Annotated in this window: 11 protein-coding genes; 3 read left to right on the top strand and 8 right to left on the bottom strand. The window is 60.2% G+C overall.

Annotated elements, in window-relative coordinates:
• Nucleotides 1-49 precede the first annotated feature (49 nt).
• From BN77_RS32190 to BN77_RS15375, 4 genes are all read right to left on the bottom strand, one after another.
• Nucleotides 50-277 (bottom strand): hypothetical protein, encoded by a 228-nt coding sequence (locus tag BN77_RS32190; protein WP_007533434.1) that lies wholly within the window; start codon nucleotides 275-277, stop codon nucleotides 50-52.
• 78 nt (nucleotides 278-355) lie between these two features.
• On the bottom strand, nucleotides 356-1,096 hold the full coding sequence (gene msrA / locus BN77_RS15385; protein WP_007533432.1) for a peptide-methionine (S)-S-oxide reductase MsrA: 741 nt from the start codon (nucleotides 1,094-1,096) through the stop codon (nucleotides 356-358).
• Between the two features lie 12 nt (nucleotides 1,097-1,108).
• Nucleotides 1,109-2,875 (bottom strand): cytochrome c biogenesis protein DipZ, encoded by a 1,767-nt coding sequence (locus BN77_RS15380; RefSeq protein ID WP_007533429.1) that lies wholly within the window; start codon nucleotides 2,873-2,875, stop codon nucleotides 1,109-1,111.
• Between the two features lie 134 nt (nucleotides 2,876-3,009).
• Nucleotides 3,010-3,687, bottom strand: a complete 678-nt coding sequence (locus tag BN77_RS15375) for a type 1 glutamine amidotransferase domain-containing protein (RefSeq protein ID WP_007533427.1) — start codon at nucleotides 3,685-3,687, stop codon at nucleotides 3,010-3,012.
• A gap of 228 nt (nucleotides 3,688-3,915) precedes the next feature.
• Here BN77_RS15375 and BN77_RS15370 point away from each other — a divergent pair, with 228 nt between their 5' ends.
• From BN77_RS15370 to BN77_RS15360, 3 genes are all read left to right on the top strand, one after another.
• On the top strand, nucleotides 3,916-4,848 hold the full coding sequence (locus BN77_RS15370) for a LysR family transcriptional regulator (protein ID WP_007533425.1): 933 nt from the start codon (nucleotides 3,916-3,918) through the stop codon (nucleotides 4,846-4,848).
• A 138-nt stretch (nucleotides 4,849-4,986) separates the two neighbouring features.
• On the top strand, nucleotides 4,987-5,700 hold the full coding sequence (locus tag BN77_RS15365; RefSeq protein ID WP_007533423.1) for an SDR family NAD(P)-dependent oxidoreductase: 714 nt from the start codon (nucleotides 4,987-4,989) through the stop codon (nucleotides 5,698-5,700).
• A gap of 35 nt (nucleotides 5,701-5,735) precedes the next feature.
• Nucleotides 5,736-5,975: a tautomerase family protein gene (locus tag BN77_RS15360; RefSeq protein WP_007533422.1), complete on the top strand. Its 240-nt coding sequence runs from the start codon at nucleotides 5,736-5,738 to the stop codon at nucleotides 5,973-5,975.
• 83 nt (nucleotides 5,976-6,058) lie between these two features.
• On the opposite strand, the gene fabI is transcribed toward BN77_RS15360, so the two are convergent.
• From fabI to BN77_RS15340, 4 genes are read right to left on the bottom strand one after another with little or no spacing between them, the layout of a single operon-like run.
• Nucleotides 6,059-6,841, bottom strand: coding sequence for an enoyl-ACP reductase FabI (fabI, locus tag BN77_RS15355; protein WP_007533421.1), 783 nt, complete (start codon nucleotides 6,839-6,841; stop codon nucleotides 6,059-6,061).
• A gap of 43 nt (nucleotides 6,842-6,884) precedes the next feature.
• Nucleotides 6,885-8,057, bottom strand: a complete 1,173-nt coding sequence (locus BN77_RS15350; RefSeq protein WP_007533420.1) for an acetate/propionate family kinase — start codon at nucleotides 8,055-8,057, stop codon at nucleotides 6,885-6,887.
• Nucleotides 8,058-8,061: 4 nt separating this feature from the next.
• Nucleotides 8,062-9,030, bottom strand: coding sequence for a phosphate acetyltransferase (locus tag BN77_RS15345; protein WP_007533419.1), 969 nt, complete (start codon nucleotides 9,028-9,030; stop codon nucleotides 8,062-8,064).
• A gap of 58 nt (nucleotides 9,031-9,088) precedes the next feature.
• Complete coding sequence (locus BN77_RS15340; protein ID WP_007533418.1) at nucleotides 9,089-11,338, bottom strand: DUF3141 domain-containing protein; 2,250 nt, start codon at nucleotides 11,336-11,338, stop codon at nucleotides 9,089-9,091.
• Between the last annotated feature and the right edge of the window lie 139 nt (nucleotides 11,339-11,477).

The following is an 11,477-nucleotide window of genomic DNA, read 5'->3' as shown; positions in this document are numbered from 1 at the left end:
CGAGTCGAGCCCTTTCAGCGCCAGCGCGACTTCTTGTCTTCGAAGAGTTTCATCCTAGAGGTCCTCGATAGCGCACATAGTGGGCGAGTACTTTGTCGGACGGCGTCGCCACGAAAGTACCCTGTGCAGTCTGCGCGCGCTCGTTCGAACCAGCATTCGCCGGCGACAACAGCGAGAACAGGGCCGCGATCGGGGACGATTCACCCGGCGCACTATCCCAGGCGCATGGCACGGCTGCCAACGCTAGCATGGCAAAAGTAACGACTAGAATTCGCATTGTCTTTCTCCTCAATTGCCTGGTCCGCTGGTCCGGTCCCCGGAAAGTTCGGGACGGTCTGCATCGCCGTGGCAAAGGTCAACCCGCCCGGTCTGCGACAAGCACTGGTCGCTCCCGATACTGCCCAGGGAAAAGCCGTTTCAGAGCGTCGATCTTCGGCTGCTCGTAGATGTAGACATAAGGCTGGTCGGGATTGTTGTAGGCGTAATCTTGATGATAGGCCTCGGCGCGATAGAAGGTCTTCCCGAGTTCGATCGAAGTCGCGATCGGGCGGCTGAACGCACCTTCTTTGCCGAGTTGCGTGATATAATCGGAGGCGACCTCTGCCTGCTCATCGTTCAACGGAAAGATCGCCGAACGGTATTGCTTCCCGACATCAGGTCCTTGCTGATCAACCTGTGTCGGATCGTGAACCACAGAGAAGAAGATCTGCAGGAGCTGGCCGTAACCGACTTGCTTGGGATTGAAGACGACCTCCACTGCTTCGGCATGGCCGGTCTGCCCGGTCTCGGTCATCTCGTAGGTCGCCGTCGCAGCACTACCACCGGCATACCCTGCCGTGGCGCTCACGACGCCGACAACGTGCTGAAATGCCCCTTGGACACCCCAGAAACAGCCGCCGGCAAGCACCAGCGTTTGCGTTCCGGCCGTTGTGGTCACGTCATGCAGGGGCTTAGGAACCTGCTTGGCTTCCTCGAGCTTCGATCCGCCATTCAATTTCAGCGCCACGCCGCCTCCACCGAGCACCACCAGCGCGGCAATGCCGAGGTGAGCGATGGCACCGACTGAGGCAGAACGGGTTTTCTGTCGATATTTCATTGTTCTGTCCTTTCATCCGAAGGTGAAGACAAATGCTTCGACACCGGGATCGAGGAAGCGGATCTCGAACGTCCTCTCCCGCACATCGCCGGACTGGCGCACCAGCTGATAGAGCCGGGTTTGCGAGACTGTGCCGTTGCCCTTTGCGTCGATATCTGAACCGTGGTCCATGCCTGGTTCCACTCCATCCACCTTCACCTGAAAGCGGATCTTCTTGCCGTCCGCTCCAGATCCAAGCACCAGATGCAGATCCCGCGCACTGAACCGGTACGTGATGCCGCCGCCCGCCTGGTCGAGCGAAGCTTGCTCGCCCCCTACGGTCCACTTGCCGGTGAGTCCCCATTCGTTGAGCTCCGGTTTTCCCACCGTGTAATCACGCGCAACATCTGCTCCGACGCCTTCCGGCGAGATGAAGTTGGCGGCGCGGACATAGCCTATATAAGATTCACCGGACTGCAGCCGGGCGAGGTCGGGCGCCGCTTCGGCGCCCTTGGCATCCGGCGCGACAGCGGCCGTGTCAGCCTTCCTGCTGCCGGCGGCTTCCGCGAGCAGATCCTGGATCACCCGCTCGGATTGCTCATAGTCTCCCTCGCCGAACTGGGTGTGCCGGATCTGGCCCTTGGCGTCGATGAAATAGTGGGCTGGCCAGTAGTTGTTGCCGAACGACCGCCAGATTTTGAAGTCATTGTCGATTGCGACGGGATAGCCGATCTGGAACTCATCCATCGCCTGACGGACATTGTCTATCCGCTTCTCGAAAGCAAATTCGGGAGAATGGACGCCGATCACGACAAGGCCTTGATCCCGATACTTCTCGGCCCAGGCCCGAAGGTAAGGGATCGTCCGAATGCAGTTGATGCATGAGTAGGTCCAGAAATCGACCAGAACGACCTTGCCGCGCAGATCTTCAGCCGTGAGCGGCTTCGAATTCAACCATTCAACAGCGCCGTCAAGCGAGACGAAGCGGCCGAGCTTCGGCAAGTTGCTCTGGTATCCCTTAAGCCCATTGCTCGCGGCAAGCTGCATCGCATTAACGCTCGCCTCTGCGCCAGCACCGCCTGTGTCACGCAGACGATCAAGCAGCGACTGCTCGATGCGGATGCTGCTGGCATAGGAGAGACGCGACAACAGGCCGGTATCGAGCCCAAGCGCGATTGCTGCAACGCCAGCCAGGACGGCGACGCCAAGCCCCTGCCGCAGGCGATCGCCAATGCCCAATGATCGCTTCATACCGGCAAACACCTTCTCGCCGGCAAGTACGGCCAAAGCAAGCGAAGTTGCGGCACCAGCTGCGTAAGCTGTCAAAAGCAGCGTGGTCTGCACATTCGCCCCTTGCAGCGCGGCACCCGTCAGGACCAGCCCCAGGATAGGGCCGGCGCAAGGCGCCCAGAGAAGACCGGTCGCGACGCCGAGAACGAAGGAAGCGCCGGCACTGCCCGCCTTGCCGCCCGCCTGCTGCGACAGGCGGCTGCCAAGCGCCACGGCGGGCCGCATTATCATTGCAGCCATGCGCGGCGAAAGTAGCGTCACCCCGAAACCAGCAATCAAAGCAATGGCAGCACACCGGCCTATTTCGTTGGTGTGCACGGCCCAGCTTCCGCCGACAGCAGCAAGCGTTGCGACGCCGGCAAAGGTCACGATAATGCCGAGCAGCATTGGCAGGATGCTTCTTGCAAACGGCTGACCTGCCCGCGAAAGGACAAAGGGCAGCACCGGAAGGATGCAGGGGCTGACGATGGTCAGTGCCCCTGCCAGATAGGCGATCAGAAATAGGATCATTTTCGAACCCTGCAGTTGACCGGTCTTTACGCACTGGTCGTTGACGGTGGCTGCAGGGGATCAGTCCGAAGTATCCCGGATGTGTCGCGTTCCACCCGTTTTGTATCAGAGTGCAAGTGGCGCCAAACGCCGGTTCAAGGGTTTAAGAGCTTCAGCAGTTTCTTGGCAGCCGAGCCTGATGAGGCCGGATTCTGCCCCGTGATCAGCCGCCCGTCGACAATTGTGAAATCGATCCAATCACCGGCCTTCTCGTAGTGCCCACCTAGCCGCTTCAACTCATCCTCGACGAGAAATGGTACGACCTCTGTGAGATGGACAGCCTCCTCCTCGCTGTTTGCGAAGCCGGTGACGCGCTTGCCTTTGACGAGAGGCTGCCCCTGATAGGTTACCTTTCTGAGGACGCCGGGGGCGTGACAGACCAAAGCGATCGGCTTGCCCGCATTGTAGAAAGTTTCGATCAGGGCAACCGAGTTCTGGTCGTTTACCAGATCCCACATCGGGCCGTGGCCGCCGGGATAGAAGACCGTATCGAAGCCATCCGCCTTGACCTCTCTGAGCCGTACGGTGTTTGCAAGCTCCTTTTGCGCTGCCGGATCGCCCTTGAAACGCGCCATCGCCTCTGTCTGATTGGCTGGCTCGTCGCTCTTCGGGTCGATCGGCGGCTGTCCGCCCTTCGGCGACGCAAGGGTGATCTCGGCGCCTGCATCCTTGAACACGTAGTAGGGTGCGGCAAACTCCTCGAGCCAAAAGCCGGTCGGCTTGCCGGTGTTTCCAAGCTGATCATGCGACGTCAAAACCATCAGAATCTTCATCGTCAGTCTCCCTTTGTTGAGCGAACGCGAGATGCGATTTGGCCGGTTTTCCTGCTACCCGCGAGCACGTCGCGCTCTGGGTCTTTTCCGAACCTTTATCAGCTGCCGGCTTGCCCAACAGATAGAGCGATTTCGCAACCTGTCTTGTCACACCTGCGCATATTTACTTCCTTCTGATTTCGGGTGAATACTCGCCGCCGGACAATCACTATTCCGCGAGGCGACAGAATGGATCGCATCGACGCAATGAAGGTGTTTGTGACGGCGATTGACGAGGGCAGTCTTGCCGGTGCAGCCCGCAATCTCAAACGATCGCCGACGGCAGTCAGTCGCGCGCTGAGCTTCCTGGAGGCGCATGTCGGTGTGGAGCTTCTGCACCGGACGACCCGGACATTGAAGTTGAGCGAGGCTGGTCAACGCTACGCGGCCGCCTGTCGGCGCGTGCTGGTGGATCTCGAGGAAGCTGACATGCTGGCCGGCGGCGAACGGGCGGCACCGCGCGGAACGCTCACAATTTCAGCGCCGCCTATCCTTGGAGAAGAGGTGTTGCGCCCGATATTGGACGACTTCCTGGACCTTCACCCGTCCGTCTCTGTGCGGTTTCTCATGCTGGATCGGTTCGTCAATCTCGTCGACGAAGGCGTCGATCTTGCCGTGCGTATCGGCCACCTGTCGGACTCCTCCCATGTCTCCACCCGTCTCGGTGGCGACGTGCGACGCGTCGTGGTCGCCTCCCCCGACTATCTGGTGAGCCATCCGGACATTGGGGAGCCGGGCGACCTGGCAAAACACCAGATCATCGCGTTCAGCAACTTCGGTCTGGATTCCTGGAGCTTTACGCCGGCCAAGGGTTCGACGATTCCGCGAACGGTTCACTTCGCGCCGCGATGCATCGTCAACAGCGTTCGTGCCGCCGCCGCGTCGGCTGCTGCGGGCGGCGGGCTGACGAGGCTCTACTCTTACCATGTCGCCGCTTATGTACGCGACGGACGGTTGAAGATCGTGCTAGCCGATGCCGAACATCCGCCGCTTCCGGTGCATCTACTTGCGCCGCAGGGCCGGATGTCGGTGCCAAAGGTTCGCGCCTTTGTCGATTTCGCGACGCCTCGCCTTCGTTCAGAATTCGCGCGCATGGCGGCTGCAGCAGACAGCCTCGCCTGATTATGCCGAAATTCGGTTGATTGTCGCGCAAACAGCGGCAATTCTCTCCTATGTCGAATGGATCTAAATCAATTGCACCAACGCCGAGGGCGTGGGGCGGCCCCCAAGCGGCCGCGGCAATTGAAAGGATCACACATCATGAGCACGCAACAGAAGGTCGCCATCGTCACCGGTGCATCGCAGGGCATCGGCGCGGAATTGGTGCGAGCCTACCGTGATCGGAATTATCGCGTCGTCGCCACCTCGCGGTCGATCGAACCGAGCTCGGACACCGGCATACTTGCCGTCCCCGGAGATATCGGCAAGCCCGAGACTGCCAAGCGTGTCGTGCGCGAGGCGCTTGAGCGCTTCGGCCGCATCGACACATTGGTAAACAATGCCGGCGTCTTCCTGGCCAAGCCGTTCACGGAATTTACCCAGGATGACTACGACCAAAACATGAGCGTAAATGTCGCCGGCTTCTTTCACATCACGCAGCACGCAATCGCTGAAATGCTGAAACAGCGCTCAGGCCACATCGTCACGATCACCACCAGCCTCGTCAATCAGCCAATCGCCGGCGTGCCCGCTGCCCTCGCTTCCCTGACCAAGGGCGGCCTGAACGCGGTCACCCAGGAATTGGCAATCGAATACGCAAAGAGTGGCGTTCGCGTCAACGCGGTCTCGCCGGGCGTGATCAAGACGCCGATGCATCCACAGGAAACCCATGCAGCGCTTTCGACCCTCCATCCGGTCGGCCGGATGGGCGAAATTCGCGATATCGTCGATGCCGTCCTTTATCTCGAGGGAGCGAGCTTCGTCACCGGCGAGATCCTCCACGTCGATGGCGGCCAGAACGCCGGCCGCTGGTAGACGCTGCGATCAAACCTCGAGAAAGGAGACTGCAAATGCCTATCGTTACCGTACAAGTCACCCGTGAAGGAACCACACCCGAACGCAATTCCGTATCCGCTGAGGAAAAGGCCGCAATCATCAAGGGCGTCAGCCAGGTGCTGCTCGACGTCCTAAACAAGCCGCTTGAATCCACCTTCGTCGTGATCGAGGAAGTCGATCTCGACAATTGGGGCTGGGGCGGGCTTCCGGCCCTGCAATTCCGCAAACAGCGCGCCGCCGCTGCAAAGTCCTGATGCTGTCGAAAGCCGACGCCGAACCCGCCGCTCACGTTGCAAGCGGCGGGTCTTGTGCATCGACAGGCTTGGAAGCCCCGGTCCTAGTCAACGATATGATAGCCGCCGTCGATGTAGATCGTATCGCCCGTGATCAATCGCGCGGCGTCATGAGCCAGAAAGGCGGTCGCCATGCCGACATCGTCGATGGAGACGAGGCTGCGCGTCGGGGCCGTTTCCTGTGCCCTGTTCAGAAGCTCGTCAAATTCGGGAATACCTGAGGCTGCCCGTGTTGCCAGCGGGCCTGGCGAGATCGCATGCACACGGATGCCCTTCGGTCCGAGCTCCGCGGCGATGTAGCGGACGGCGCTTTCCAGAGCCGCCTTGGCGACGCCCATGACATTGTAGTTCTTCACGACCATCTGGCTGCCGTAGTAAGTCATGGTGAACAGGGTGCCGCCACGTTTCATCAGAGGTTCGGAGAGATGCGCCATGCGGATGAACGACCAGCAGGAGATGTCCATCGTCTTCAGGAAGCCGTCGTGAGGCACATCGACGACGCGCCCCTGCAGCGTCTCCTTCGGCGAAAAGGCGATTGAATGCACAACGAAATCGAGCTCGCCCCATTGCTCCGCAATGCGGTCGAACACGGCCTCCAACTGTCCGGGGACTGCGACGTCCAGCGGCATGACGATGGGCGCCTCCAACGCCTCAGCCAGCGGCTCGACATAGGGCTTGGCCTTGTCGTTGAGATAGGTCACCGCAAGCTCCGCGCCCAAGGCACGAAACGCTCTGGCGCAGCCCCACGCGATCGACTGGTCATTGGCAATACCGACCACAAGCCCGCGCTTTCCTTCGAGAAGCTTGGCCTTTACCTCTGGAATCATATCAGCCCTCTCTTCGGTCTTAAAACCTGCAGTCTGACGCGACCTACGCCGCGATAAGCGCGAGCGTATGCCGCGCGATCATCAGTTCCTCGTCCGTCGGCACGACGTAGATGGCCACCTTGCTGTCGTCGCTGGAGACAAGCAGATCACCGGCCTCGTTCCGCGCCTGATCGAGGAAGGCGCCAACCCATTCCAGCTTCTTGGCAATCCGTGCACGCATGGCCGGCGAATTTTCACCGATGCCAGCCGTAAACACAAAGGCGTCCAGCCCGCCGAGCGCGGCGGTCAGAGCGCCGGCGTTGAGGCCTATGCGATGGACGAAATGGTCAAGCGCGAGCCGTGCGCCCGCCTCGTCGCTGGCAAGCAGGTCGCGCACGTCGTTGCTGATGCCGGAAAGCCCTTTCAGACCTGATTCCTTGTAGAGAAGATCCTGCAGCTGCGGTGCCGTCATGCCATGCTGCTGCAGGAGGTAGAGCAGCACGCCGGGGTCGATCTGGCCGCATCGCGTGCCCATCGGCAGGCCGTCGAGAGCCGTAAAGCCAAGCGTGCTCTCGACGCTCCCGCCTCGATACAACGCGCACATCGATGCGCCGCTCCCCAGATGCGCAACGACAATCCGCCCTTTGCTAATGGCAGGTGCGATCTCGCCCAACTTTCCGGCGATATATTCATAGGAAAGTCCATGAAAGCCATACCGTCGGATACCTTCATCGAAATAGTGTGCCGGAATGGCATAGTGGTCCGTCATAGGGTCATGGCCGCGATGAAAGGCCGTGTCGAAGCAGGCGATCTGTGGAAGCTGTGGCTGGCGTTCCAACAGCACACGGATCGGCGCGAGATTGTTGGGCTGATGCAAAGGTGCCAGCGGCGCGTACTGCTCCAGTTCGCGAAGCAACTCCGCATTGACGCGCGCCGGGCGTGAATGGTTGGGGCCGCCATGGACGACGCGGTGGCCGACGGCGATCAGCCGCCCATCCTGCCTCTCCCGTAACCATTCCCCGACGAGCCGCATCGCCGCCGGCAGGTCGGGAACGGCTTCGAGCGGATAGTTCTCGCTCGTCAACCGCTCGCCTCCGGCGCTTTTGATGGTGAGGTGCGGCGCAGTGCCGATCCCCTCCACCTGTCCCTTGACTAGTCGCTGCATCGAACTCGCGACCAAAAACACTTCGAATTTCAAGCTCGAAGAACCGGCATTGACGACGAGGATTGTATCCATGGTTTCAACCGCCTTGTATCGGTGCCGTGCGACGGCGCGCATCGGCAAGCAAGACTGCAACGGCGCACGAGGCAAGACGTGCTCTGACGGAATCCGCCCGCGATGTCAGGATGATCGGAACGCGCGCCCCTAGCACGATGCCCGCCGCATCCGCCCTTGCGAGAAAGGTCAAGTTCTTCGCCAGCATGTTGCCGGCCTCGAGGTTTGGAACGACAAGGATCTCGGCGTGGCCGGCAACCGGCGACTGAATGCCCTTTATTCGTGCCGCTTCCGGATCGATCGCATTGTCAAAGGCAAGCGGTCCATCGAGAACCCCGCCGGTTATCTGTCCGCGCTCGGCCATCTTGCAGAGAGCTGCGGCGTCGATCGTCGAAGGGATCTTCGATGTGACCGTCTCGACAGCCGAGAGGATTGCCACCCGCGGCGTGCCGAGACCGATCTGCGTGAAGAGATCGATCGCGTTCTGAATGATGTCGCGTTTGGCGTCGAGATCGGGCGCGATGTTAATGGCGGCATCGGTGATGAAGAGCGTTTCCGCATGGTTTGGAACATCCATGACGAATACATGGCTGATCCGTCGCGCCGTCCTAAGCCCAGTAGTGGACGAGGTCACGGCCCGCATGAGCTCATCCGTGTGCAGGCTTCCCTTCATCAGGAGGTCTGCACCGCCCTCGCGGATGATCTCTACTGCCCTGGCCGCCGCTGCATCGCTATGCGGCACGTCGACCAGTTCGAACGCCGAGATATCAAGGTCGTGGGATTTTGCGACGACGCGCACTTTCTCTCCCGGCCCGACAAGGATCGGGCGCATCAGTCCAACCTCAGCCGCCTCGACAGCGCCGCGCAACGACGTCTCATCGCAGGGATGAGCGACAACCGTTCGCATCTGCGGGACCTGTTTTGCCTTTGCGATCAGCCGCTCATACTTCTCATGGCGACCCGCTTCTTCCTCAATTCTGTTCAAATCCGACATCTGCACATGCTCCTTATTGAAGGACGAGGCAAGTCGTCGACCTTTGCGCAGTCCTTGGTTAGTTTGCACGCCTCACGGCCTTGAGTGGGGTCGGTTTCTTCGGCGGCGAGGAAGGTGCGGCGATCGGCTCTGGCGAAAGATCAAAGAGCCCGGCGACCCTCTGCCAACGCCGCTCAGCTTCTTCGGAAAGCGGCCCACGTGCATTCAAAACTTGCTGGACGGAAGAAAGCGCTTGCCGGCGAACATCCTCCTCTGCCGGCAGCAGACGGGGGATTGCATTCACGGCAGCCTCCTCGTCGATCACCAGCATCAGGAACTGATCACGGATCAACGCCTTAAACTCCGAAAGCGTCATTGCAGGCATCGCGTCCTCGACGTTGCGCATCCGGCGGATCGCCGCAAAGCCACGCTCGTCAGCTGCCCCGCTTGCCATGGCGACATAAAGCAGGCTGCGCGCCATGCCTTCACGAAGCCCGCCATTGCCGATCTGCGCCTTGAGTTCGTCGATCTTCGCCTCGAGGACTTGACGATGAAGCCCGGTCTTGCTGGCACGCCGGTGCGGCTTCGCGTCGGATGGATCGATACCGACAGCCGCTTGCAGAAGTGGAGAGCCATAGATGGACAGAAACGTCGCTTCGCTCAACGCCTCCATTCCTACACGACATGCATCCAGCCCCGCAACAATCTGCCGCGAGAGCGCCTGTTCCAGCGCCAGGAAGGGATTATCGGCAGCGACCGGGCGCCGCTCGTCCTTAACGTCGACGGCAAGGTCTGCAATCGCCGCCATCCAAGGATTGACGTCGGAAAACAGCTCGTACTGCAGCCGAAGCGGATGAGTTTCGCGCAACTGATCGGTCGCCCACTCGGGTATCATCGCGCGGACAAAAGGCTGGAGGAACGTCCGATAAAGCGAGAGGTTGATTTCCGACACCTTGGCGACAGTTGCAAAGCGGCGGTCGTCTTCGGCGCTATTACAGCCAAGCGCTCTGATATCATCGAGCGTCCTTGCCTCGCAGCGCATGATCCAATCGCCCTCGACGAGGTCCCCGCCGATGGTCTCATCGGTCTTAGCTTCGAAAATCGCCTCATAGAGGCCTGGCGGCAACGCATCGATCAGATCGATGTTGCTGGAGAATTCTCCGTGCTCCTTGCGGGCAACGCTCGCGGACACGAAGATCCCCAGATGACCGACGGTTTCATGAACGGTGTAAACGATCGTCTGTCCATGCGACCTTATCTCATTCACGTCATCATAGAGATCAAGGACCCACCCCAGCGCTTGAGCAGGCGGCGTGATGTTGTCTCCCTTGGAGCAGAAGACCACGATCGGCGCACGAATGTTGCGAAGATCGATTGCCTCGCCGCTGGATGCCTCGATACGACCGGCTGCGAGATTGTTACCAACAAAAAGCTCATCGACGATGAACTGGATTTCTTCGGCGTTCAGGCTGACGTGCCCGCCCCACCACTCCTCGAAGCCGAGGTAGCGCGGCGCTTCGGTGTCGATCTTCGAGTAGAGATTATACTGTTTGGTCCAGAGCGTGTTGGCAGGATTCTGGTTCTCGAAATTCTGAACCAGCCAGGCGCCGTCGAACTGTCCGTGACCAAGGTCGCTCGTCAACGCTGTGAGCCAGCTGCCACCCAGCAACCCGCCAGTGTAGCGCATCGGATACTTGCCGCGCTCACCAGCCCAATAGGACAGCGGCGCGCCGGCGACGATAATTGATCCGAAGAGTTCCGGGCGCATGGCAGCGAGCATCATGACGGCCCAGCCCGCCTGGCAATTTCCGATCACACAGGGCTTGGCGTCGGCCTGCGGATGCAATGAAATGACTTTCTCCAGAAAGATCGCTTCCGCCAGCGCAATATCTTCGATTGTCTGTCCCGACACCGGCTGTGGAAGAAACCCGATGAAATAGCATGGGTGTCCGGCTCTCAGCGCCACACCGATTTCGCTGTCTGCCTTGAACCCTCCGATGCCTGGTCCGTGTCCGGCTCTCGGATCGACGACAACAAACGGCCGGCGTTTCTGATCAACCACTATTCCCTCAGGCGGGACGATCCGAACCAGCGCATAGTTGACGGGCCGCTCGAGCGTGCGCCCATCTAGCACAACTTCCGGCGTGAAACTTAGAACATGCGGCGCTGTCGCTTCGGCATGAGCCCGGTATTGGTTACCGCGCTTGCGCATGACGTCCCAGAACAGCACGCTGCGCTGAGCGGCATCCAGGGCATAATCAACGGCAAGACCGGCTGGGCCAAACTGAGCGGCGAAACCGGCCGTCGGAAGATAGGAAGAGTACCGCATGCCAAAGCTCCCTCGTTCACCCTCTCATCGAGGATCAAGTTCCTGTGCTCGGGATAGTATTCTCGCTATGCGTCCACTCTGTGAACGAAACAGCTCGCGCTGTTAGATACAAATTGTTAGCAGGTGCAGCATAGGCGCA

This window comes from Rhizobium mesoamericanum STM3625, assembly GCF_000312665.1.
Lineage (GTDB): Bacteria > Pseudomonadota > Alphaproteobacteria > Rhizobiales > Rhizobiaceae > Rhizobium > Rhizobium mesoamericanum.
The sequence above is the reverse complement of the archived record's forward strand: the minus strand, read 5'-3'. Positions and strand labels throughout refer to the sequence as shown.

Coding starts and splice junctions, on each gene's coding strand:
- BN77_RS15360 (WP_007533422.1), top strand. CDS start 5,736: ATGCCTATCGTTACCGTACAAGTCACCCGTGAAGGAACCACACCCGAA.
- msrA (WP_007533432.1), bottom strand. CDS start 1,096: ATGAAATATCGACAGAAAACCCGTTCTGCCTCAGTCGGTGCCATCGCT.
- BN77_RS15340 (WP_007533418.1), bottom strand. CDS start 11,338: ATGCGGTACTCTTCCTATCTTCCGACGGCCGGTTTCGCCGCTCAGTTT.
- BN77_RS15350 (WP_007533420.1), bottom strand. CDS start 8,057: ATGGATACAATCCTCGTCGTCAATGCCGGTTCTTCGAGCTTGAAATTC.
- fabI (WP_007533421.1), bottom strand. CDS start 6,841: ATGATTCCAGAGGTAAAGGCCAAGCTTCTCGAAGGAAAGCGCGGGCTT.
- BN77_RS15375 (WP_007533427.1), bottom strand. CDS start 3,687: ATGAAGATTCTGATGGTTTTGACGTCGCATGATCAGCTTGGAAACACC.
- BN77_RS15365 (WP_007533423.1), top strand. CDS start 4,987: ATGAGCACGCAACAGAAGGTCGCCATCGTCACCGGTGCATCGCAGGGC.
- BN77_RS15345 (WP_007533419.1), bottom strand. CDS start 9,030: ATGTCGGATTTGAACAGAATTGAGGAAGAAGCGGGTCGCCATGAGAAG.
- BN77_RS15380 (WP_007533429.1), bottom strand. CDS start 2,875: ATGATCCTATTTCTGATCGCCTATCTGGCAGGGGCACTGACCATCGTC.
- BN77_RS15370 (WP_007533425.1), top strand. CDS start 3,916: ATGGATCGCATCGACGCAATGAAGGTGTTTGTGACGGCGATTGACGAG.
- BN77_RS32190 (WP_007533434.1), bottom strand. CDS start 277: ATGCGAATTCTAGTCGTTACTTTTGCCATGCTAGCGTTGGCAGCCGTG.